At 33.2% G+C, this 24145-nt stretch carries 17 protein-coding genes; 3 read left to right on the plus strand and 14 right to left on the minus strand.

The window, feature by feature from the left end:
- Nucleotides 1–2 precede the first annotated feature (2 nt).
- The 7 genes from ACJ6WR_RS00895 to menD form a co-directional block, all read right to left on the minus strand.
- Complete coding sequence (locus tag ACJ6WR_RS00895; protein WP_409416792.1) at nt 3–1205, minus strand: tetratricopeptide repeat protein; 1203 nt, start codon at nt 1203–1205, stop codon at nt 3–5.
- A 154-nt stretch (nt 1206–1359) separates the two neighbouring features.
- On the minus strand, nt 1360–2037 hold the full coding sequence (locus ACJ6WR_RS00900; protein ID WP_409416793.1) for a metal-dependent hydrolase: 678 nt from the start codon (nt 2035–2037) through the stop codon (nt 1360–1362).
- Between the two features lie 27 nt (nt 2038–2064).
- Nucleotides 2065–3027, minus strand: a complete 963-nt coding sequence (gene menA, locus ACJ6WR_RS00905) for a 1,4-dihydroxy-2-naphthoate octaprenyltransferase (protein WP_039114236.1) — start codon at nt 3025–3027, stop codon at nt 2065–2067.
- An 80-nt stretch (nt 3028–3107) separates the two neighbouring features.
- On the minus strand, nt 3108–3941 hold the full coding sequence (locus ACJ6WR_RS00910; protein WP_035681238.1) for a 1,4-dihydroxy-2-naphthoyl-CoA synthase: 834 nt from the start codon (nt 3939–3941) through the stop codon (nt 3108–3110).
- Between the two features lie 958 nt (nt 3942–4899).
- Nucleotides 4900–5754 (minus strand): S1 RNA-binding domain-containing protein, encoded by an 855-nt coding sequence (locus ACJ6WR_RS00915; RefSeq protein WP_035625111.1) that lies wholly within the window; start codon nt 5752–5754, stop codon nt 4900–4902.
- A gap of 137 nt (nt 5755–5891) precedes the next feature.
- Nucleotides 5892–6233, minus strand: a complete 342-nt coding sequence (locus ACJ6WR_RS00920; protein ID WP_039114238.1) for a DUF2853 family protein — start codon at nt 6231–6233, stop codon at nt 5892–5894.
- Nucleotides 6234–6335: 102 nt separating this feature from the next.
- Nucleotides 6336–7997 (minus strand): 2-succinyl-5-enolpyruvyl-6-hydroxy-3-cyclohexene-1-carboxylic-acid synthase, encoded by a 1662-nt coding sequence (menD, locus tag ACJ6WR_RS00925; RefSeq protein WP_409416794.1) that lies wholly within the window; start codon nt 7995–7997, stop codon nt 6336–6338.
- A gap of 135 nt (nt 7998–8132) precedes the next feature.
- On the opposite strand from menD, the gene ACJ6WR_RS00930 reads away from it, so the two are divergent.
- The 3 genes from ACJ6WR_RS00930 to pip are packed head-to-tail and all read left to right on the plus strand — an operon-like array spanning nt 8133 to nt 10748.
- Entirely contained in the window at nt 8133–9302 is a 1170-nt protein-coding gene (locus ACJ6WR_RS00930) for a thioredoxin family protein (protein WP_409416795.1), read from the plus strand.
- A 23-nt stretch (nt 9303–9325) separates the two neighbouring features.
- Nucleotides 9326–9823 (plus strand): N-acetyltransferase family protein, encoded by a 498-nt coding sequence (locus ACJ6WR_RS00935; RefSeq protein WP_409416796.1) that lies wholly within the window; start codon nt 9326–9328, stop codon nt 9821–9823.
- Nucleotides 9824–9830: 7 nt separating this feature from the next.
- Nucleotides 9831–10748, plus strand: a complete 918-nt coding sequence (gene pip, locus ACJ6WR_RS00940; RefSeq protein WP_409416797.1) for a prolyl aminopeptidase — start codon at nt 9831–9833, stop codon at nt 10746–10748.
- Nucleotides 10749–11295: 547 nt separating this feature from the next.
- On the opposite strand, the gene ACJ6WR_RS00945 is transcribed toward pip, so the two are convergent.
- The 7 genes from ACJ6WR_RS00945 to ACJ6WR_RS00975 form a co-directional block, all read right to left on the minus strand.
- Nucleotides 11296–12531 (minus strand): PAS domain-containing sensor histidine kinase, encoded by a 1236-nt coding sequence (locus ACJ6WR_RS00945; RefSeq protein ID WP_409416798.1) that lies wholly within the window; start codon nt 12529–12531, stop codon nt 11296–11298.
- Nucleotides 12532–12560: 29 nt separating this feature from the next.
- A complete protein-coding gene (locus ACJ6WR_RS00950; protein WP_039114244.1) occupies nt 12561–12905 on the minus strand; it encodes a hypothetical protein in 345 nt (114 codons plus the stop codon).
- 161 nt (nt 12906–13066) lie between these two features.
- Nucleotides 13067–18694, minus strand: a complete 5628-nt coding sequence (locus ACJ6WR_RS00955) for a gliding motility-associated C-terminal domain-containing protein (RefSeq protein ID WP_409416799.1) — start codon at nt 18692–18694, stop codon at nt 13067–13069.
- Nucleotides 18695–18734: 40 nt separating this feature from the next.
- Entirely contained in the window at nt 18735–20672 is a 1938-nt protein-coding gene (locus ACJ6WR_RS00960) for an OmpA family protein (RefSeq protein WP_409416800.1), read from the minus strand.
- Nucleotides 20673–20702: 30 nt separating this feature from the next.
- Complete coding sequence (locus tag ACJ6WR_RS00965) at nt 20703–21626, minus strand: type IX secretion system membrane protein PorP/SprF (protein WP_409416801.1); 924 nt, start codon at nt 21624–21626, stop codon at nt 20703–20705.
- A 175-nt stretch (nt 21627–21801) separates the two neighbouring features.
- Complete coding sequence (locus tag ACJ6WR_RS00970; RefSeq protein ID WP_409416802.1) at nt 21802–22806, minus strand: hypothetical protein; 1005 nt, start codon at nt 22804–22806, stop codon at nt 21802–21804.
- Complete coding sequence (locus tag ACJ6WR_RS00975) at nt 22806–23789, minus strand: helix-turn-helix domain-containing protein (protein ID WP_409416803.1); 984 nt, start codon at nt 23787–23789, stop codon at nt 22806–22808. Before ACJ6WR_RS00975 ends, ACJ6WR_RS00970 begins: the two co-directional genes overlap by 1 nt.
- Nucleotides 23790–24145: the final 356 nt, after the last annotated feature.

A 24145-nucleotide genomic window follows, 5' to 3' on the forward strand; every position in this document is an offset into this window, starting at 1 on the left:
TATTAATTAAAAAGGTCTAAAACTCTATCGAAGTTTGCTGAAGGTAAATTTGCTTTCTTAAAAGCTGCAAAATCAAGTTTTACTTTTTGAATCCAGCTTAAACTATCAGTAACGTTTTGTGTTTGGTATTTTTTATAAATGGCTTTGGCGTCTTTATAATCGTCGCTTACCAAATAAGCATGGGCTAGGTTAAGTTTTAATTGCAACTCTGTTTCATCTAGTTTTTCTCCTTCTTTTAAAAACTTAATCGCTTTCTCGTATTGCTTGGTTATTATATAACAATATCCAATAGCGCTATAATCTAGTGCTGTAGCCTTTTTGTCAGCAATTACAGTGTTTAACAATGTTATCGCTTCACCATATTTCTGACTTTTAATTAATTTAGAAGCCTGATTTCTTAAATCGCTATAAATGTTTTTAGAGATACTGGTATCGTTATAACAGGTATTACCATAATCTTTATAGGCTTTGATTTTTTCCATTGCCAATAGTTTATCAAACTCTGTGTAACGGTATTGCTTTTCGATTTTTTCGAGGATACAAACGCAAAATTCATCAGAACTTGCCATTTTCTGTGCCAGATTTGAGGTCTTACATTGGCTGATAATTTCTTTTTTATTCTCCTGATTCCAACCACGGCTTAGCTTTACATCAACCCACGGCACTACTTCTAGCACTATTTTTTGTTTTAAAAGCCAATTCTTGCTTTCGAATCCAAACCAAATTGTATTTACATTTGGTTGCAAACAGCTGGTTTTATCTAATGATAATCGTTTTGCGTCTTTGCTTACTGGTTCTTCTTGTGCATAACAGGCTTTATCGGTTTTTCCCGTTTGTACATAACTTTTAGCAATTGCCTGATCGGTAAACAAGGCATATTTACACTTATCATCTCCTGATATTTTTGACATTAGGAATACTGCTCCGGCTGATCCCTGACTAATTCCTGATGGGTCTGGAATCGATTTTAATACCGAGACTAAGCTGCTTGCCAATTGTTGGTTTTCGTCCAACAGAGTGATCCTATATATCACTTCGGTGGTTCCTAATGGTAAATCTTCGGTTGGAATGATGATTCTGTCGCGGGCTGAAACGATTATTTCTTTTGTAGTGGATCGTTCTTTGTCCCAATATCCTTCTTTTTGTGCAAAAGCTGAATAAAACGAACTTAATAAAAGTACTAAAATCAGTTTTTTAGATTTCATTTTCTTGACTGGATGTGTGTGTTTTTTAGCCCTGACAGCAGCGATATCCTTTTCCTGTCCGCCGCGGCGGACAGGAAAAGATAAAGCGTATGGCGGGTCCCGATAGCTATCGGGATAGCTCCTAATTCTTCAATTTCTTTTAGAATAACGCTATTTACAATTCAATAGATTCTCCAATTTCTATAAGCATTAGGTCTTTTCCTTTATCAAAAAACTTACGTATTGCTTCGTCATGATTGATTTTGATATACCCGAAGGTATCATAATGATACCCTAGAATTTTATCACATTCGATAAAATCTGATGCTATAATGGCATCTTCTACATCCATTGTAAAGTTGTTTCCTATTGGTAAGATCGCTAAATCTAGCTTAGTACGCATCGGGATTAACTTCATATCCATCGTAAGTGCTGTATCTCCTGCGATATAGATATTTTTGTGTTCGCCTTCGATTACAAATCCTCCTGGATTCCCTCCGTAGCTACCATCGGGAAATGAACTTGAATGTATAGCATTTACATATTTTACTTTTCCGAAGTCAAATTGCCAGCTTCCTCCGTGATTCATTGGATGTGCTTTTAGCTCTCTTTGGGCAAAATAACTCGCAATTTCGGCATTAGATACGATTACTGCTTCGGTACGTTTTGCAATTGCTTCGGCATCTAGAATATGATCTCCATGCGCATGCGTTAGCAAAATATAATCGGCTTTTAATGTGTTAATATCGATATGTGATGCCAATGGATTACCTGAGATAAAAGGATCTACCAGAATGTGCTTTCCTCCTACTTCGATTCCTAATGATGCATGACCGTAAAATGTAATTTTCATATTGATACAATTTTAAAGTTTAATAAATTATCTTCCTCCTAAGAAGAGGTTTACAATAATGTCTGAAATTAATGATATCATGCACAAAGTCAATAATACTGAAAGCAAAAATGTACTAAGTGCTACTCTTTTTAATTCTGGGTCTAGTAATTTAGGTTCTTGGTTTTTATAAACAACAATTAAATGTTTGGTTAATGGTATGTAAGCCAATAAAAACAAGTATTGATCAAAGTTATAATCGCTTAAAATAGCAAATGCAACTACCGAAATCATTGCTGTTATGATTAAGAAGTAATGGTACTTTTTGGCAGCTTGTCCACCCATTTTTACTACAATTGTGTTTTTGCCCGATTTTCTATCTGAGGCTTCGTCACGCATGTTGTTTAGGTTTAAAACTCCTACGCTTAATAATCCTATGGCTACTGCTGGCAGGATTAAAAGTGGATCTATTTCTTTTGAGTATAAAAAGTTAACGCCTAATGTACTTACTAAACCAAAGAATACGAATACAAAAATATCTCCAAAGCCTTTATATCCATAAGCTGAGTTTCCTACTGTATAACGTATTGCCGAAACAATTGCCGCAATCCCTAATAGTAAGAAAAAGATTGAATACACAAAATTTGTCTCGCCAAAGGCAAAATAAATCAATGTAACTGCCGATAATAAAGTTAACAACGAAGTAATGATTATAGCCTTTTTCATGGCTTGTGGCGTTATTACTCCGCTTTGTATAGCACGTTTTGGTCCTATTCTGTCTTCGTTATCGGTTCCTTTTACTCCATCACCATAATCGTTGGCAAAATTGGATAATACCTGCAATCCTAGCGTTGTTAAAAGTGCAAAACCAAAAATTTTCCAATTAAAAACTTCTGTAGGCGTATAAACGTTTTCTGTGGGATTTGCCAAAGCATACATACTACCGACGATAATCCCAGAAACTGATAAGGGTAATGTTCTTAATCTAGCGGCTTCAATCCAATGTTTCATTCTTATGTTTTATTTAATTTAAAATTTAAGGTTTAAAGTTTAAGGTTCCTGAACTTGAAACCTTAAACTTTAAACTCTTTTTATGGCAACCATTTATTTTCGCCAAAATTAGGCTTTCTTTTTTCCAAAAAGGCATTTCTTCCTTCTTTGGCTTCTTCGGTCATATACGCTAAACGGGTTGCTTCTCCAGCAAAAACCTGTTGCCCTACCATACCATCATCTGTAAGGTTCATAGCAAATTTTAGCATTTTTATAGATGTAGGCGATTTTTGTAATATCTCTTGCGCCCATTCGTAAGCAGTGTCTTCTAGTTCATCATGAGGAATAACGGCGTTTACCATTCCCATATCCATTGCTTCCTGAGCTGAATAATTGCGCCCTAAGAAGAAAATTTCACGTGCTTTTTTCTGTCCTACCATTTTGGCTAGATAAGCTGATCCATATCCGCCATCAAAACTAGTTACATCGGCATCTGTTTGCTTAAAAATAGCGTGTTCTTTACTCGCTAATGTCATATCGCAAACTACATGTAAACTATGTCCGCCACCTACTGCCCAACCTGGAACTACGGCTATGACAACTTTTGGCATAAAACGAATTAATCGTTGTACTTCTAGAATATTTAAACGATGTTGTCCATCTTCTCCAACATATCCTTGATGTCCTCTTGCGTTTTGGTCTCCACCACTACAAAAAGAATATACTCCGTCTTTGGTCGAAGGTCCTTCGGCAGATAATAAAACTACTCCTATCGAGGTATCTTCTTGTGCATCGTAAAATGCCTGGTATAATTCGGATGTAGTTTTTGGGCGGAAAGCGTTGCGTACATTAGGTCTGTTAAATGCTATTCTTGCAACTCCATTACATTTTTTATAGGTTATATCTTCAAATTCTCTGGCAGTAATCCAATCCATTAGATGTATTTTTAATTAATTATAGTGTAAAAATAAATCATTTTTTACACTTTAGACTATACAATCATCATGAAGTCTATTCTAAAAAAATTTTGATCAAATGTTAAATATTGTTTTTCAATTAAAAACGGCAATCATTTTATAGTGTATTCTATTTTTTATTTTTATCTTTACTTTCTATTAATCAATGTGATACATTATTTTTCGTACACATTTAAGATTGATTTTCTTTCACTGATTTATTAACCTAAAAAATGATTTTTTGAGAAAATTTAAAAAATTTGTCGCTCATTTTTCTATGGTTTTAAATTTAAAACCTTTAGACAAAGAGCAAATGAGATTAGCATTTGTCGAAATTGCAAAAAAGAGATAGTAACACCTACGGTTAACAAGAAAGATATATTAAACTACTCTATAAATGGGTACTTATTATTGTTTAATCATCTTTAAAAATATTAAAAATAAACCAAAGGTTCTGCCGTGAAATCAATTTCAGCATGTAAGAAATTGTTATCCCATTCAAGACAAACCCATCTGAAGAAGTAGTAAGTCACACGCAACAAGATTAAGTACAGTATTACATATTGTGTGGTTCTATTCACTTTTCGTGATGAAAGTAGATTTATTTTTATTTTTGTTTTTTTTTAATTACAATTTTTTTATAAAACTAGAATAAAAAGAAAAAGGCTAATCGTAATGATTAGCCTTTTTTGTTATTGTAATCTCTAGTCCTGAAATAGCGATACACAAAAATTACCGCAGAGAACGCTAAGTTTTTTTACTCTTAACTTTAATAAAAGACAAAGTTCGCAAAGCTTTGTATCGATTTAGCTTTGCGAACTCTGTACTTTATAAGGTATTCTTAGATAAAAATCTTTGCGCTCTCTGCGGTAAAAAATAATTAGTGAGTATATTTTTAAGTTTTTCTACAACGTTTAGCGTTGATCCTAACTTAGTATTACTCTTTTACCAAGTAAATACCATCTTCTTTTATCTCGATTAGTTTCTCTCTATATAGAGCTCCAATCGCTTTCTTAAATGTTTTCTTACTCATTTTAAGCACCGTTTTAATGTCTTCTGGATGTGAGTTATCTGTAAGTCTTAAAAAACCACGACTTGCTCTTAATTCGTCCATTATTTTCTCGGCATTTGGTTCGATACTTTGGTATCCCTGCACTTGTAATGAAACATCTATTTTATTATCAGGACGTATGTTCTTGATATATCCTCGCATACGGTCTCCTGTACGAATGGCATCATCATAAACCTCATCTTTGTATAATAATCCTTTATGCTTTTCATTAATAATTACATTGATTCCTATCTCGGTAATATGCGAAACGATTAAATCTACTTCTTCGCCTTTTTCTACCGTTAGGTTATCATTACTTAAGAATTGGTTTGTTTTACTTGAAGCTACCAAACGATTGGTTTTTTCGTCCATGTATAAATAAACCAAATAACGCTTTCCTTTTTCCATAGGGCGCGCTTGTTCTTTAAACGGAACAAGAATGTCTTTTTCCATTCCCCAATCCATAAAAGCACCTATCTGGTTAATGTAATTTACTCGTAAAAGAGCAAACTCGTTCAACAAAATATATGGTTCTAGGGTTGTTGCAACTGGACGTTCTTCGTGATCTAAATAAACAAAAACGATAAGTTCTTCGCCTATTTCAAATTCATTTGGAACATATTTGTTTGGTAATAGTATGTCGTGGATTCCTTCTGGATCTTTCTCGGGGTTACCCAAAAATAATCCTACTTTGGTATCACGTAATATAGTTAGGGTGTTGTATTTTCCTATTTCAATCATCTTCTTTAAAGTTCTGTATTGCTATTTAAGCAAGTTTCTAAGTCGCAAAGGTACGAAGTTTGAAAATGAGAAGCATAAAAATTATTCTATTAAAAAAAGCGCCATTAAGGCGCTTTCTATATTTGGAAGTTTAAATACTATTTATAAACACTTTCTTTTTTAAAGTGTAGCGTTAATAAGTAGTATACTACTGCTCTGTATTTATGTTTGTTTGAGCGCCCGTATTTTTCTAATACTGCATCAATTCCTGCATCTAAAGCGGGACCATCTGGCAAGCCTAATTTTTTGATTAAAAAATTATTCTTTACAGTATCTAATTCCGATTTTTGAGTTCCTGCAACTGTAGCTGCATCTGCGTTATATATTGACGGCCCACAACCGATGGTTACTTTTGTCAATAAATCCATATTCGGAGTTACGCCGCATTTATCTTTTAAGTCAGCAGCATACTTTACAATTAATTCGTCTCTTGCGCTCATAAATAAAATTTTAATATTTGATTAATACTAGTTTATATTCTCAAATTTAAGCATTTATTCTATACAAGCCTTTATTTTAAGTAATTTTTATGAAAATTAAACTTACAATAACTCTTTAAAAAACTGAAGTAATATTTTATCGTTTTCGACTGTTGGTGTAAAGATTTCTAAAATAGCTGGTGCCTCATTTACATTATACAGTGTTTCTAGTCCTGATTGTAACGAACTTTCATTGTCTGCTTTTATGTAATTCATCTTAAACATTCCTGCCAAATGCTCGGCGGTTAAATGATGTGATGTTTCAAAAAAGGTATTAAACACTGGTTGTTCCTGATGTCCTGGCAAAATACGGAAGATTCCTCCTCCTCCATTATTTATGATTATAATCTTAAAATTCTTAGGGATATAACTGTTCCATAAAGCGTTACTATCGTACAAGAAACTAATATCTCCTGTAATAAAAACTACTGGTTTAGAATTGCCAACTGCCGCTCCTATGGCTGTCGATGTACTACCATCGATACCACTTGTACCACGATTACAGAATACGCTAATAGATGAATCGATGTCTATTAATTGTGCATATCGAATGGCTGAACTGTTGCTTATTTGTAACTGACTATCCTTAGGCAATGATTCTATTACTTTTTCGAATACTTTAAAGTCCGAAAACGGAATTTTACTTAAATATTCCTTTGCTCTTACTTTTCTTAAATCATTTATTTTATTAATTCTTAAGAAGTAATCGCTCTCTATAGATTTTGTTTGTGGCAAAAAGGCTTTAAAGAAATCATTTGGGTTTGTTTTTATATGCTTTGATAAAGCTCCAAATGTATCATAAGCTCTTAATGTATCTATATGCCAATGTTGTTTTGGTTTGTACTTTCGTAAAAACGCCTTTATACGTTTAGAAACAATCATTCCTCCAAAAGTTACCAGAATTTCAGGCTGAAAATCTTCAAAATCAGTGGCTGTAAATGGTGTAATTAAAGTATCGATGCTATTGATAAAACTCGGATGATGTAAATTAGACGTTGTTTCGGTTAAAACTACTACTGATTTATCATTTGCCAATCCGTCTATTATTTCTTTATTAATAGTGTCTGGCTCGTTTACTCCCACAAGAACCATCTTACGAGTTGTTTTGTTCCAAGCTGCAACCATATCGGCTAAATCTCCGATTGTTTCTGGCTGGTTTTCTTTTACGTAAGTGTTTATTATTGGTTTTACGGCAAGTTCTGAAACGGTTTCATACAATGGCTCTTCAAAAGGTGCATTAATATGTACTGGCCCTTTTTGAGCTCTGGCTGTATCTATTGCTTCGTTTATTTTTTTATCGTTTTCGAGCGAAACATCTTCGTGTAAATTGGCATTGTATATGGAATGATTTATATACACATTTTCCTGACGAATGGTTTGCCCATCGCCAATATCTATCTTGCTTTGCGGACGGTCTGCTGAGATTACAATAAGTGGAATCTGGCTATAAAATGCTTCTGCAAAAGCGGGATAATAATTTAATAATGCTGAACCCGAAGTACATACTAAAGCTGTTGGTTGCCCGGTTTGTTGTGCAATTCCTAATGCAAAAAATGCAGCACACCTTTCGTCGGCTATACTATAGCACTGAAAAGCCGGATTACTAACAAATCCTATGGTTAAAGGTGCATTTCGTGATCCTGGAGATATAATTATGTTGGTGATTCCTTTTTCTAAACAAATCTGAATGATACTCTGAGCCAGAGGTATTTTGGGGTAAATCATTTTCTTGGAAATTATAAAGTACAAAGTTAGTAAGTTCAGAAATGATTTAGGGTATAAATAACAATATATTACCATCTAATTATAGAAAAAGGAAATATATTTGTAACTATTATCTTTACTAAAAACAGTAGAATCATGCGTTTTATTTATCTATCCTTACTTATCCTTTTTATTCATACCGGAAATGCTCAAAAACAATTTGTTCACGATGATATTACTTATAAAGATGCATTGGTTAAGGCTAAACAAGAAAACAAACCTGTTTTTATTATGCTTTATGCTACTTGGTGTCCGCATTGTAATGCAATGAAAAATAGCACTTTTCAGGACGCTACGGTAATGGCTTTTTTAAAGGATAATTATATTTGTGTCTGGAAAGATATTGATAAAGAAGAAGGTCTTGCTCTAAAAACGAAGTTTGACACTAAATCCTTGCCTAGTTTTTTGATTGTTGATGCTAATGAAACTGTTTTATATAACTTGAAAGGTGAAATAAAAACTCCTGAATTTTTAAACGAAATTAAAAATGCATTAAATCCAAAAATGCAATTGCCTTATTTGGAGTCTGTTTTTATGGCTGATCCAAGTAATGCTAATAAATGTTTGGCTTATTTAAATACGTTAAGAAAAGGCCGGGAAAGGGTTGATTTATCTAAAGCCACTCATACATATCTTGCCACACAATCTGACGCTCAATTGCTTACCGAAATGAACTGGCGCATTATTGCCAATGGTGTGAGTGATATCAAGTCGCATGAATTTCAATATGTATTGCAACACCAAAAAGAGTTCGGAACTGTTGCTTCTACTGATCGTGTAGAGAAAAAAATAGTTAATATCGTTACCGAATTGCTTCGTCCTTATACTGAAAGCCTGGATACTATTAATTACTACAAACAGAGGGAAATTGCTAAGACGATTCAGCTTCAAAAAACTGATTCTCTTATTTTTTCTTATGATTTAACCATTGCAGAAAGAAGTACTAATTGGGGATATTATAAGAAAACAACTTTAGATGGAACTCAAAAATATGTGTGGAATACTCCAAGTATCTTAAAAGAAATCGGTGAAGTATACTTAAAAAACATTACTGATGTCGAAAGTCTTAAAAAATCAATAGAATGGGTAAAACGTTCGTTAGAACTAAATGATTCTTATGATGGGAATTTACTGTTATCCCGTCTTTATATTAAAATTAAAGACAAAAAATCGGCTTTGGTATATGCTAAGAAAGCAAAAGCTATTTGCAAGGAAATGGATTGGGATTCTAAAGATGCCGACGCTTTACTAACAGAACTTAAATAAAACCACAAATAATACAACTCAATATGTCTGTTACACTTCGACAAGCCACATTTCAGGATTTAGAAAAAATTCTTGATATTGTTAACTATTCTATTTTACATACTACAGCTAATTATAGCTATGAAATCCAGACTATTGATGTTCAGAAAAAATGGTTTGAAGATAAGAATGCTAAAAACCTGCCTGTTATTGTAGCCGAGCTAGACGGTGATGTTATTGGTTTTGGTAGTTATGGTCCGTTTAGAGAAAAAATTGGCTATCAATACACTGTAGAGCATTCTGTGTACGTTACAGAAAACACTATTGGCAAAGGTATTGGTTCTAAATTATTGACTGAATTAATTCGGCTTGCCAAGGAACAGGGATATCACGTTATGATTGGTGCAATTGATGCTGACAATGCAGGAAGTATTACTTTTCATGAGAAATTCGGATTTGTAGCAACTGGAACTATTCGTGAAGTTGGATATAAATTTGACCATTGGCTAGATTTGGTTTTCATGCAATTGATTCTTAAATAGAAATCTATTGGAACAAAACTACACTATCGAAAAAGGTTTTCTTGAGGTCAGTAAACTTCATAAAATATATTATGAGGTTTGCGGAAATATAAATGGATATCCATACCTATTTGTTCACGGAGGGCCTGGTGCTGGTTTTTCTGAAAATGACAAGCGCTTTTTTGATTTTAAAAAACATAAAGTGATTTTTTTTAATCAAAGGGGCTCTTCTAAAAGTGAACCTTTTGGCTGTATAGAAGAAAATAACACTCAACATTTAGTTGATGATATCAATACACTTTTAAATCATCTGAATATTGATAAAATCAACATTTTTGGAGGTTCATGGGGAACAACTTTAAGTCTTGTATATGCCATTAAGAATCCTGAAAAAACTAAAAATCTATTGCTTAGAGCAGTTTTTCTGGGAGATAAAAAATCAATTGACCATTTTACTAATGGCGGTATCAAAGATAAGTACCCAAAAGAATGGAATCGGTTTGAAAATAATGTCCCCGTAAACTCTAGGCAAAAAATATCTGAATATTATCTATCACAGATGTTAAACGGATCAGCGGAAAACAAGGAATTCTATTGTTACGAATGGGCATTCTACGAAATATCTATTTTTAAACAAGAATTATCAGATAAGGAAATTGATGCTATTGTAAAACAAATTCCTTATCATTCTCTTTCAATATTAGAAGCACACTATCTTGGTAATAATTGTTTTATCGAAGAAGGTTATATCACTAAAAATGTGGATAAACTAGATAGTATACCAATAACTATAATTCACGGAGAAAACGATGTAATTTGCCCAATTGAATATGCTCAGGAACTACATGAAAAATTAAATAATTCTGTTTTATATATTGAAAATGCGGGACATTCTGACACCGAACCTGCAATTGAAAATAGAATTATTACATTTTTAAACAACTAAAAATTGCTAGTTAGAATTTCTAAACTTTACGTGCTTTGCGTATCCCGAAGCGCAATATCATTAAGTTAAGCTTTTTTTAGCCAATTATGGTTAATTGTATTCTCGACAAAGATTGTCTATAAGGGAACACGGATGACACAGATTCGCTAAAGCGAAAACACAGACAAACACGGATTTTCCCTCGTCCTGACTGAACGTTGGGATTGTGGTCTTTGCGGTTAATTTTCTGTTACCAATTTTCACTAATTCATTTATTAAAAAGAGTTCTTTTGAATTAGTATCAAACTGTTCAATTAGGACCTATTTTTTACATTATTGATGTTATATACTGCTTTAATATGCTTTTTTATTCTTGAATTCTTTATAATCAATTTTTCATAGAGTTTAAACGCTTGAAGTTCTTTGTTTGACAAATCATCTTTGCAGGACCAGTTCCAGAGCCTGTCTCTATAGACTAAATGTTCATTGACCATATATTTTTCGTGATCTACTATTGGTTTTATAATAATACTCATCTTACTACATTTATATTTTTATCTCTGAAGAATCAATCATTAAATACAATTTTAAAAGTTGCTCCTTCACCTACTTTACTACTTACACTTACTTGCCCTTTCATGGCTTCGATTTGATTTTTTGCAATATATAAACCTAATCCTTGTCCGTCTTTATGTCTATGAAATGTTTTATACATCCCAAATAATAAATCCCCATATTTATCCAAATCAATTCCTAAACCATTATCGGCTATGGTCAGCGTTTTTTTTTCGTTTTCTATAAAGAAGTTTAATTTAATTATCGGAAAACGATTGGGGTGTGCATATCTAATTGCATTTGTAAAAAAATTCAACAACACACTTTCTAAATAGGCCGGATTAAAATTAACAACAGTTCCTACGGGAATATTGTTTTCTATAGCTACTTTGTTTTTATGATTGTATCCATTAATTAAAGACAAAACTTTCATGAAATAAAAATTTATATCTAATGGCTTAACCACTATGTTTAGGTTATTCTGAATATTAACTATCTGAGACAAATCGGTTAATGTGTCGTTTAAGTCATTAGAAACTGTTCGCAGATTCATTAAAGTTTCGATATCGTTTTTATTTCCTTTTAATTCATTAATATCCAAAAGCAATTTAATATTACTTATATGGGTGTTTAAATTATGTGAAACGATATATGAGAAATTCAACAAACGATGTTTTTGCTTGCGGTATAATTCTATCTTATTTTTTAATTCTAATTCTTTCTCTTTTTGGGAAGAGATATCAATATGCGTTCCTATAACTCTTAATGGTCTCCCGTTTATATCCCGTTCTATAACTTTACCTTTGTCCAGAATCCATTTATACTCTCCATCTGAAGTTATTATTCGATGGTAATTTTCGTAAAAGGGTATTTTCTTATCAAAGTGTTTTTGAATGGTTACATAATATTTTTCTAAGTCATCTGGATGGACTATTTTATCCCAACGTTGTGAATTATCAAAAGTATCTGTCATTTTTAAATCAAGTATTTTCATTGATTGCGACGAATAAAAAACGGTATTTGTTCTTATATCCCAGTCCCAAACTCCTATGGAGGACGCTTCTAATGCAAATTGAAAATGCTCTTCTGATAGTTTAAATTTTGCTTTTTGTTTTCTTAAAGCAATTGCTTTGGGGATTCTTTTAGATAAAAACTTATCTATAAATAGGTATATAGCTTTTAGCTTATCTAGCTTTATTTTATATAAATTAGTATTTCTGTATTTAACTTTATCAAAGAGTAACGGCATACTTGTTTTTTACTTTATTATAACCCCTTTTATGCAACTATATTTAGATAGAACTTTAATTCAGCTCTCATTTCTGATTTAACTTTGGTTGGATCAAATAATAGTATATCCTCTATTTTTTCAAGTTTTGATTTCATTTCTTCATTTAGTGTCGAAACTATTAATGGAACTCCTCTTCTATGTATTTGCATTAAATCTATTAACTCTTTATCCGAATAAACCACAAATAACATTACGGCATATTCTTCTACTTCTCCATCGAAGTTTTTAAAATTTTTATATACATCGAATGCAAAATGTTCTTTGAATTCATATTTTAAGAATCTCGAAAAACATTTCTGACTATCATATACCAATCCTCTTTTTTTCTTCATCGTTTCCTAATAATTTAGCACTGAGCAAAACCCAAAACTGTTATTATATTCTTATAGTATTGATTTGTATCCTTACTTATCAATACAAATTGAGAAACAAAAACTGTCCAAAATCATTTATTGAACAATTTTTGTTTTGTAATCTAATCTTATTGCTGGGCTTAATTAATATATAAATACCCGCTTTTTTCAATTCTTGATTCTGTATTTGTTTTATAACGCAGAATATAAAAATACGTTCCAGCTGGTACGATATCTCCATTTTTAACCGTTGATCTTCCTTCAGATATACCACGGAATACATTATTGTTTAATCCGTATCCATTAGCTTCATAGATCTTTACTCCCCAACGATTATAAATCTCTACGGTATTGTCAGGATAATGCTGCAATCCTTCTATTTTAAAATAATCATTTAATCCATCTCCATTGGCCGAAACTGCATTATAAATCACTACACCTGTAGGAACAACTGCTGCTTCTGCACGGTTATTATCTGGATTAGGATCTGTAGGTGTTGAATCCTTTAAATAGGCTACATTAAGATAATCTCCTGTTTCCAGTACTTTTGCTGTTAGCGTTAATGTTTCGGTTGTTCCCGCAGCTAAAACTGGAAGATTCCAAACTCCATTGACACTATTATAATTGCCTGAAGTAGTTGTTGCCATTACGTAACTATATCCCGATGGTAACATTTCGTCGATGCTTACGTTTTTAAAATCACCTGTTCCAATATTGGTTGTTGTTATTGTAAATATTACGTTTTCTCCAATTGTTGGTGTTGAATTGTTTACCACTTTTCCTATTGCTATATCTGAACAAACCGCTATTGTTACTGGAAAATGAATCGTAACAATCGGGTTACAATTAGAAACATTGATAAACTCTACTCCGATTGAACCATTTCCTGCTGCTGTCCATGTAACAGTCACGAAATCATCATTTAATTGTCCTCCTGCCTTAATTACACCTCCTGTAACAATCCAATTATAATCGGACATCGCTGCTGTTGTTCTGTAGGTTACCTCATCGCCTATACATGCTGTAGTATTCCAACCGATAGTTTCTCCTGGTAAATCGGTTTTAATAATTGCTGTTACAGCTAAACGTACTAGGTTTTCACAAGCTCCAACTCTTAACGAACCATAATAAATTACTCCATGATTTAATGCTCTTTTAGTCGAAATTATATTTCCTGCAATTGGAGCATCATACCAAATAACATTGCTTTCATTAATAACCAAATCGCCAACTGTAGCTTTTTCATTTAAACAGAATTCTTGTGTAGCATCTCCTGTTGGTGTTCTTGCATCATTAATTATTGCCGTTACGGCTAAACGTGTGGCACTTTCACACGTTCCAACGGTTAAGGATCCGTAATAAATAGTTCCATTTATTAATGCTGTTCCTGTCGGAATTATATTCCCTGCAATTGGAGCATCATACCAAATGACATTGTTTTCATTAGTAACTAAATCTGAAACTGCAGCGTTAGATGCTAAACAAAATTCCTGAGTAACATCTCCAGTTGGAGGTAGTATTTCGTTAACAGTTACCATCACTGCCATACCTGCATTCGCTTCACATGCGTTATCACCTTTAACTGTTACATAATAAATTTTATTAGTTGTTAATACAGGAGTTGTAAAACTAGCTCCAACGCCTAAAACATCTGTCAAAGCTGTATCTCTATACCAAGTAAATACTGGATTGATAACAGTAGAACTACTTGCAGTTAATACTGTTGTTTCTCCCACACAAATTTTCTGATTTTCTATTTTATCTATCACTCCTTCAGGATTTACCTTAATAGTAAATACAACTGGAATACCTGTGCAGCCAGCAGCTGTAGGCATTACTGTAATTGTAGCAATTTCTGTAGAATCACTAGTATTAATTGCTGTAAAAGCAGGTATATTTCCTGTACCAACAACAGCTAAACCAATTCTAGGATTATCATTTGTCCAACTATAAGTAGTTCCTGCTATATTACTATCAAAAACAATTTCTGAAACTATATTATTGGTACAAATCTCTTTATCAGTTGGTTTAATCAAGATTATATCTGGATTTACAGTAATGGTAAATGTAAAAGACCCCGTTCCGCAAACAGTTCCAATTGGATGGACCGTTACTGTTGCTGTTACTGGCTTTGTTCCACTATTAATTGCTTTAAAAGAGGGTATATTAGGGCTTGAAATCCAATTATCTTCTAAACCTATACTCCAATCATCAACGCTCCAAACATATAAAGTCCCGGGATCATTACTATCAAAATTAATATCAGGAAAAATACATTGGTTGCCTGATATTTGTGGAACTGGTGGCGTTACAACCAAAGCAGGATAAATTGTTGCCGTTACTGCAAGACGAATTTCGCTTTCACAAAGTGGGTAAACATGTGAAACTGCGTAATAAGTTGTTCCATTAACCAAAGGAGTATTCGGCGTAACAAACCTACCAAACTCTGAACTATCATACCATTCCACATTAATCCCCGATACTACTAAATCGGCAACTGTAGCTGCTTTACAAAAGGATTGATTGGTATCTCCAATAGGTGTGTCAGGATGTGGATTTACAATAATTGTAAACGGTTTAGCTGTACCCGGCAAATTTTCACAAACACCATCTCCTTTTACAGTTATATAATAAGTTGTTGTTACAAGAGGTTCTAACCATATTGGCGAGGTACCTATTGGGTTTGTTAGCGCTTCATCATCATACCAAGTAAAAATAGGATTGCTTATTGTTGTGTAAGGAGGCAATGTAATACCTATACCCGGGCATATCGTCTGGTCAAGAATACTAATATCGGCAGCAACAGCTAATCGATTTATTGTAACTGTTACTGCTAATCGTGAAAGACTAGCACAACTACCCGATTGTAATTCGCCATAATAAGTTCTTCCTGTTACTAAAAGTGTATTGTTTGGTATTGCAATACCTCCTGTTGCTACAGTGTACCAAATTACGCCTGTTTCATTAGTTACAATGTTGGCTATCGTAGCGCTTCCGCAAAAAGATTGTGTAGCATCTCCTGTTGGTATTGCTGGTGTCGGTTTCACTGTTATAACTATCTCTTTGGCTGTGCCTGGTAAATTTTCACAAACATTATCTCCTTGTACGGTTACATAATATGTTGTTGTTACGGTTGGCATTGCACCATAGTTTTCGCCTGTCGCAATTACATCTGTCAAGGCAGCATCACTATACCAAGTAAATATTGGATTAGCAACACTGGATAAAACAAGCATATCAGCCCCCATTCCTTCGCAAATTGTCTGACTAAGTCCTGTAATATCGGCTGCAGTGGCTCTTCTCTTAACTTTTACCTCTATCTTATCTGTCACAACACAGCCGGAACGTGTGAGAACTCTCACCGAATATTCTCCAGATTGAGGATTATCAAGAACCAAAGTATTAGAAGTTTGAGTAGTTCCATCTGGCAGCCTCCATTCGGCCCTAGTTATCGGCCCTATTGATTTAACTGATAAATTCAATGTATCTGTATCACATAAAACATTGGTTCCCGTAATAACATGTCCTAAATTACTAACATAATCCATTTTAAAAGAAGCTTCCAATGCTGTTGGATAACAAGCCGTTTCTACTTTTACCATATAATCACCTGCGGTAAGATTAGGAAAATCAGAGGAACTTTGCCCTACTACAGGATAATCGGTATCTGTAGACTTTTTTAAGTAATACATTGGCGATGTTGCATTTTTTACCACAACACTTAGTGTTCCCGTTGTAGATCCAGTACAAATTACTCCTCCTGATCCATTCATGTCAAACACAGGAAATTCTGATTTTACATCAAGTTCCCAAGGTCCTCCATACACATTTGCTGGAGTATAATAATCGACCAGATTTATTTTATAAAGTCCTGTAATATCACCTCGAAAAGCTGCTGTTACAGTTTCGCGGAAAGACATTGGCCAACTATAACTACTATTTACTATTGCATTAGTTTCAGTATAACCTGCTGGACCATCAATTACTTTAAAACCTATTTGGGGAACATTGAACATGGATTCAAAACTCGTACTGGGATAAGGTCTTAATAATCCCTGATTACTAATTTTATAATTAAATGTTTTTATATAACGATCACAAGATACAGGATCTGGTGTAATGGTTGAAGTAACCGAAATACTATCTATTACTCTATCTAACGTTGTTGTAAAAGTCCTGTCATAACATCCTGTTGCCGAAGTAATATGAACAGAATAATTGCCCACCTCCAGATTATCGCTAATCAATGTACCACTATAGCTCATCGTGTTAACCGTTTTCTCTAGATAAAAGCCATTGGGCCCTGTAACTGCTATAGTATAAGGCATTGGCATATAATAATCTAATTTAATACCAAGCTGACTCTTACCAAAGTTTTTAAAATCGGCCATACTAGCCAATTCAAGCGGTAATTCATCTTGATTATAGTAACGAAAATTAGCTGGATCTATAAACACTTCTGTTCTTGAATTCATGTTTATCCATTGCCCTCTTGTTACGTTTACAAAAGAAAGTCTGTTTAATTCACTTCCATTAATATCTGTAAGTTTAAAAGTATAAGTATTTCCTATCGCTAACTGTGCCTCAAAATCATTTTGGTTTGCTCCCGTTATAGTGTATTGTTTTGGAGGTACTACTCCATTTTTTTCAGTAATGGTTAAAGTAAGTGGATCACAAAAACCCGAAAGTAATGATAATCTTGATAATGTGACTAAACCTGTTGGGGTACAAAGCGTACTTGCTTTATCATCGGCTAAGTAAAATGTTAATCCCGCATTTGCGATAAGCTTAGGCAAAAACTCATTTTTACGAGATGGCAGGTTATAAATAGTCGATTTTTCTATTCCGCAAATAGAGACCCACAAAGTCATAGATTTCCACGCATTTATATCCAATGGCAAAGGTTGCTTATAAGCTATAAGCTCATTATAAGTCATATAAGGCGTTTTTACACCATCATATTCTACAGCATACATTCTTGTCATTCCTGGTACTTGCGAAATAGGAAACACATCATTACCTGTAATTACAGGAATCCCGCCAGAATAACTAAAATCATAATAAGCATCAGTAACAGGGTCACATATTGTTCCTGCACCACTATGAGCAACTTTAACATTATTGTCCCAATACCAGTATGTAGGCGTAGTAACAGTAAAATTATAAACAATATTTGGGGCAATAACATAAGGACTATTACTGTTTACAATTGTCCCGCAATTGTCTTTTACTCTTATTTTATAAGTGCCAGCAGGCATACCTTGAAAATTATAACTACTATATGAAATTTCTTCTCTTACTATTACATCATTAGTATCTAATATTGTTATTGTATAAGGAACAGCACCTCCATTGGGAACAACTGTTAATCTTGCCCCAGGATTTGTATCCGTAGCACAATAAGCCAATCGGTTAGAATAAATATTATTTATTGTTAATGTCCTTCCTGATCCATAATCTGGCACAATAACCTCTTTGGTTATTGGAGTCGATGCATTGTTGTCATCATATACTCCTACGGTATAAGTACCCGGCGCCAAATTTAAAAAAACAGGATCATCTTGTGGGGTACCAATTACTGATCGGGCTACTTTATAATCTACCAGTTCATATTGTACTCTTCCAACTGCATTAGTCGCCGTTACTGTAATCGAACCATCGTTTACACAAAAGGCCGGAGTACTCACCGTTGTAAAATCAAGTACTTGGGCTGCTCCTGCCAATGGCAAAAAACAAAAAAACAGTATTAGTAATTTTATATTTTTCATAATTTATTTTTTAATTGAGCTCGCTGGAACTAAGCAATTTTTATTTACCCATATTTATAATAAACTCACTACGCCTATTGGCTAGATGTTGCTCTTCTGTACACGATACACCATCATTACAACCATTTATCAATTGTGATTCTCCATATCCTTTTGCCGTTAGTCGGCTTTTATCAATCCCATTTTTAATCATGTATTTCATCGTAGCCTGCGCTCTTTTTTCTGATAGTTTTTGGTTATAAGCTATACTTGCGCGGCTGTCTGTATGAGAACGAATATCAACTTTCATCATTGGGTATTCATTCATAACAGCTATAATCTTGGCTAAATCATGCTCTGCAATTGGATTAATATTCGATTTATCCAATTCGAAATGAATATTAGAGATCCCAAAAACTTTTGCTAAATCATCTCCAGTAGTAATTGTTTTTACTTTTTTACTTAAAGCAAAATCTTGTTGTGTTTTTCCTGTAATTTGAGAAGTCGTAACATTAACTTCTTTTGTTTCGTAGTCTTTCTGTAAAACACGTACATAATAATTTTCTTCGCATACAACTTCATGAGTATATGCTCCGTTATCATTGGAATAAACCTCTTTTAATAAATTAAATTTCGAGTCGAATAATTGTACTTGTACATTAGCCAAAGGCATCCCTGCAACATCATCGGTAATAATACCTACAAGTTCTTGGTCACAATTATAGGTTAAGGGAAGTTTCTCTTTTAGTTTGAAGATATCATCATAACCCAGAGTGCCTTCTCTATTTGTCGAGAAAAATCCCTGTTTGGATTGTGAATTAATCCAAAAAGCAAAATCATCATTACTGCTATTTACTGGTGCCCCAATATTAAATACTCTTTGGTAGGTATTGTTTTTTTCTAATGGTGATACAAAAATATCCAGTCCGCCTAATCCAGGATGCCCATTTGAAGCAAAATACAATTCATTTGCCTCCGAAATAAAAGGGAATGTTTCTTTTCCTTCAGTATTAATTTTATCTCCTAAATTTTCTGGGGTTCCAAAACTTCCATCAGCATTAATCGATACTTTAAATATATCCGAATCTCCTTTGGTTTCGGGCATATTCGAAGCAAAGTAAAGTGTTTTCTCATCTGGGCTAAGCGCAGGATGTGCTACACTATATTCATTGGAGTTAAAAGGTAATTCGACAACATTTGTCCATTTATTATCTTTTAAAACTGCTTTATATATTTTTAAAAGAATTGTTTTGTCTTTGCTTTTTTGATTCTTCCCGTCCAAGAAATTATTTCGGGTAAAATACATCGTTTTCCCATCTTTGGTAAATACTGGAGTTGACTCGTTTACATGAGTGGTTATTATTTCCGAAAATCGTTTCGGAGTACTTAGATGTCCATTATCATCAATAATTGCAGTATATAAATTGGTAAACGATTGATTTGTCCATTTATCTCTGCGCTTTACAAATCCCATTGTATCTCTTGCCGAGGTAAAAACCAGTTGATTACCTAGAAAACTAGTTCCATAATCCGAATATTCCGAGTTGATTCCTGCATTCTCTACAATATATCTTCCTGAGTTTTTCTTAATCTCTTCCAGATAGTCCTTTTGCTTATTATACAATTGAGCTCTGCTATCCTGACCAGATTTCAGGCTGAATTGATCCAGTATTGCATCAGCTTTTTTATAATCTCCAATCGCTTTTAAACTTTGTGCATAACGATAGTAATACTCTGTTGGTACTGTTTCTTTTAAATCAAAAAGTGCTGTGTACCATTTTTCGGCTTTGGCCAATTCACCATTGAAATAATATGCATTTCCTAGTTTCTGAAATAAGTCCGTAGATTTATATCCTTTCCCGGCTATATTTTCATAAACCTTTATAGCATCGATATAAGCAAATTGATCATAGTCTTTATCTGCTGTTTTAACTTCTCTCTTTTGAGCAAAAGCAATACTGATACTGAACAGAAATATAAATAGTAATTTTAGTTTCATATGAAGTTCTATTTTGTAATAAATTGGATCTTAAAAGAATCGAGGAGAAACGATTCTGGTATAATTTTTAAAAAGCTCAAACCGTAGAAAAATCTCATGTGAACCTGAGTTGTAATTTGCCAACCTGGTTGTTTCGGCATCATAAGCATAGCCAATCAACAAACCATCAGATACCTGAAAACCTACCATTGCACTTAAAGCTGCACTCCAGCGATAAGCAACTCCGGCGGTGAATTTATCATCGAATAAAAAATTAGCCGATATATCTACTTGTAAAGGAGCTCCATCAACCATTTTTGTCAATAAGGAGGGTTTGAATTTTAAATTGTAGTCTAAATCAAAAACATATCCTGCCATTAAATAATAGTTTATGCGCTCTTTGGCAACATAACTATAAGCACTTTTATCAAAATAACTATTCTCTAATATTTTAGGAATCGATAATCCAACATAAAATTTATCTGAGTGTAAATAAACTCCTGCTCCAATATTTGGAGAAAACTTATTATCGATATTATCTTGAAAATTGGGGTCTAAAGGATCATAAATATTTAGTTTGGTGTAATCGACATTAAGTAAACCTGCCGTAGCTTTTAACCCAAAAGATAATTTATAGTTAACCGAAGTATTAATTGTATAAGAGAAATCGGCCGCAATATCATTCTCTGTCATTGGTCCTATTTGATCATTGATAACCGATATTCCTAAACCAACATTACTATTGTTAATAGGCGTATTAAAAGATATGACATTGGTAAGCGGAGCGCCATCTAACCCAACCCACTGATTCCTATGCAAACCAAAAACACTCATTACGCCACGTGAACCCGCATAAGCAGGATTTATACTTGTTGTATTGTACATGTATTGTGTGTATTGCGAATCTTGCTGCGCCCAAGCAGCACTATATACCAATAGTGCTACTAGTATTAGCCTTATTCTTTTATTTCCCATTACTAAATAATTTAGAATGCAAAATGACACAAACTTTTTGACACAATATGTTTAAAAAGTAACAGAATAAGACATACTTTGAATATTCAACAAACAACAAGCGTCTAAATATCAAATAAATGCGAATTATTTATTAAACAAAAAGAAGTAGTAAAACAGAGTCGAATAAAAAGATTTAATAAAAGGCTTTAACAAAATCTTCAGAAGGCTTTCTTCCGAATTGCTGAGCATATTTTGAAGTAAAATAACTTAGCTTGGTATAATTTAGTTCTTGAGAAATATCCAGCAATGAATCAAACTTACCGCTTTTAAGAAGTTCACTGGCAAGAATCATTTTTTCTCTTACAAAGAAATTATTCGGGGGACTAATAAACATTTTTTTAAACAAAGACATATATTTTGAAACTGACATTCCTGCCATATCAGCCAAAAATTCAACTCCAACAAACCCTGTATATAAATTATCCAACAAATAATCTTTGGTAGTATTCAAAATTTCCGCCTCTCTTTCTGGTATATGATGAAGCATAGGCGCAAGATTAGAATACCGATCGATAAATGTTGCCAGTAATCTAAGCGCTACTCCTCGTAAATATATTTCAAAAGCAGGATCCAGAAAGGATTTACTTTTAATAGCGTGCATGATGACCTTGCTTTCACTATCTATATGATCATAAAAAAAAAGTGTATTTTTTCCGCTTTTTATTTTACGCTTATTAACATCTTTTATAGCTCCGTTTACAACCGAAAATTTTAATAAATCTTTGGCAACCAATAATCGCATCGCAAAAACCCTTTCTCCCACAACAGGTTGAAAAACCTTATCGATAGCATTATCAAATACTCCTAAACCTAAATTTGCTTTATATCCTATTTTATGTTTTATCCCCTGAATATGAATTAGATTCATCTCATCGCTAAAATCATAATGAATTATATATAAAGCCTCATCGGATTTAAGTTTTCTTATAAGAATAGTTTCTTTAAATATTAAATCCCAAATTACAACAGATAGTCCAGGAACAACCTCGGTATAGTAAAAACCTCCATCTCCAACTTTTTTAGGCATCTGCAAGAATTTATCATCTATTAACTCTGCTCCAAGTTGCTCAATAAGTTGTTTTACAAGTTGTTTTTGCCATACTGATGTTAAAGTATAAGTGTGACTAATTTCGATCATTATTGCAGTTGTTTAATAAAATCCTTTGGAGACATTCCGAATAATTCCTTGAACTTAGCAGTAAAATAAGAATTGTTGGTAAAATTTAATTCATGTGAAACTTGAGCTATCGTTAATTGTTTTTCATGTAAAAGTCGTTTGGCTTCTAAGAGTTTATTGGTTAAGAAAAAAGAATTAGGAGTCATTCCTGTAATCTTCTTGAATAGGCTTTTATACTTTGATTCGGACATATTTGCCTCTTGTGCCAAGAAATTGATACTTGGAAACGTGTAATTTAAGTTTTCGATTAAATAGGCTTGTGATTTTATGATACTCCCCAAATCAATCTCATTGACAGTGTCGACTACAATCTCATCCAGAATCATTTTTTCTATATATTCTGCCAGAAGATTTTGTACCGTACCTCTTAAGTGTAGCTCAAAAGATCCATCCTCAGGCTTCTGAGCCTTTAAATTCATCAAAAGATTATAACTTTCATTAGTCATCCTTGTTAATTTAACTATCGTATTAAGCTCTGGATTAAAAATATCATCCGCATGATCTTTAATAGAAGGGTTGTTTTTAAAATACCCTTTTATCACTTCTTTTTTTATAAAAATACAAAGCGAAAGCACCTGACTACCTGATTTAACAAAGTAATCATGATATAAGCTACTGTCTACAAAAGCTAAATTATAATTCCACCTGCCAATAGGACTCGATAAACCATTTGATACAAAAACAGCTTCTCCTTCGGTAAGATTATAATAAACACCAATAAAATCATCTGTTTTGTTCTCTTGCCTGTAATGAATGTCTGAATGATACAAAACATCCAGATAAAGTGCTGAGATTCCAAAGTCACAACTTAAAAAATACCTATAACCTGTATGAATATGATCTGGTACCAAAATAAAATTACCATCAACCTTTCCTTCAAGTTGATTTGCCAGGGGCTCTACCCAGTCCAACTCTACCCCGTAATGATGTGTGATTTTCTTCATGAATATTTTACTTAAGCCTTTTACAAAACAAAGTTGGTTTTGCGTTAATTTAATTTCAAAAAACCTCCATATTTAAATGAAAAATCTAATGGATTGTATTTTATTAATCAACTATCGCGGGGCAATGATAGAGTCAATACTACTTAATCTGGTTATTTATCTTCTATTTCTAAAAAACCAGACTGCAAAATGAAACAATATTTTCGGCTCAATATGTTTAAAAAATATCAGATTAAGACATTTTTTAAATGCACTACGTAAATATAAAAATTATTCATACAAGTATTACAATAAAAAAAGAGCCCTTAAAACAAGAGCTCTTAAAGTAATGATCTGATACAACACCTCTTATTCAT

Origin of the sequence: Flavobacterium sp. PS2 (genome assembly GCF_046250155.1) — a bacterium.
Classification (GTDB): domain Bacteria; phylum Bacteroidota; class Bacteroidia; order Flavobacteriales; family Flavobacteriaceae; genus Flavobacterium.

Excerpts from the sequence above, each read along its gene's own strand:
- ACJ6WR_RS00895 (WP_409416792.1), bottom strand. The coding sequence starts at position 1,205 with ATGAAATCTAAAAAACTGATTTTAGTACTTTTATTAAGTTCGTTTTAT.
- ACJ6WR_RS00900 (WP_409416793.1), bottom strand. The coding sequence starts at position 2,037 with ATGAAAATTACATTTTACGGTCATGCATCATTAGGAATCGAAGTAGGA.
- menA (WP_039114236.1), bottom strand. The coding sequence starts at position 3,027 with ATGAAACATTGGATTGAAGCCGCTAGATTAAGAACATTACCCTTATCA.
- ACJ6WR_RS00910 (WP_035681238.1), bottom strand. The coding sequence starts at position 3,941 with ATGGATTGGATTACTGCCAGAGAATTTGAAGATATAACCTATAAAAAA.
- ACJ6WR_RS00915 (WP_035625111.1), bottom strand. The coding sequence starts at position 5,754 with ATGATTGAAATAGGAAAATACAACACCCTAACTATATTACGTGATACC.
- ACJ6WR_RS00920 (WP_039114238.1), bottom strand. The coding sequence starts at position 6,233 with ATGAGCGCAAGAGACGAATTAATTGTAAAGTATGCTGCTGACTTAAAA.
- menD (WP_409416794.1), bottom strand. The coding sequence starts at position 7,997 with ATGATTTACCCCAAAATACCTCTGGCTCAGAGTATCATTCAGATTTGT.
- ACJ6WR_RS00930 (WP_409416795.1), top strand. The coding sequence starts at position 8,133 with ATGCGTTTTATTTATCTATCCTTACTTATCCTTTTTATTCATACCGGA.
- ACJ6WR_RS00935 (WP_409416796.1), top strand. The coding sequence starts at position 9,326 with ATGTCTGTTACACTTCGACAAGCCACATTTCAGGATTTAGAAAAAATT.
- ACJ6WR_RS00945 (WP_409416798.1), bottom strand. The coding sequence starts at position 12,531 with ATGCCGTTACTCTTTGATAAAGTTAAATACAGAAATACTAATTTATAT.
- ACJ6WR_RS00950 (WP_039114244.1), bottom strand. The coding sequence starts at position 12,905 with ATGAAGAAAAAAAGAGGATTGGTATATGATAGTCAGAAATGTTTTTCG.
- ACJ6WR_RS00955 (WP_409416799.1), bottom strand. The coding sequence starts at position 18,694 with ATGAAAAATATAAAATTACTAATACTGTTTTTTTGTTTTTTGCCATTG.
- ACJ6WR_RS00960 (WP_409416800.1), bottom strand. The coding sequence starts at position 20,672 with ATGAAACTAAAATTACTATTTATATTTCTGTTCAGTATCAGTATTGCT.
- ACJ6WR_RS00965 (WP_409416801.1), bottom strand. The coding sequence starts at position 21,626 with ATGGGAAATAAAAGAATAAGGCTAATACTAGTAGCACTATTGGTATAT.
- ACJ6WR_RS00970 (WP_409416802.1), bottom strand. The coding sequence starts at position 22,806 with ATGATCGAAATTAGTCACACTTATACTTTAACATCAGTATGGCAAAAA.
- ACJ6WR_RS00975 (WP_409416803.1), bottom strand. The coding sequence starts at position 23,789 with ATGAAGAAAATCACACATCATTACGGGGTAGAGTTGGACTGGGTAGAG.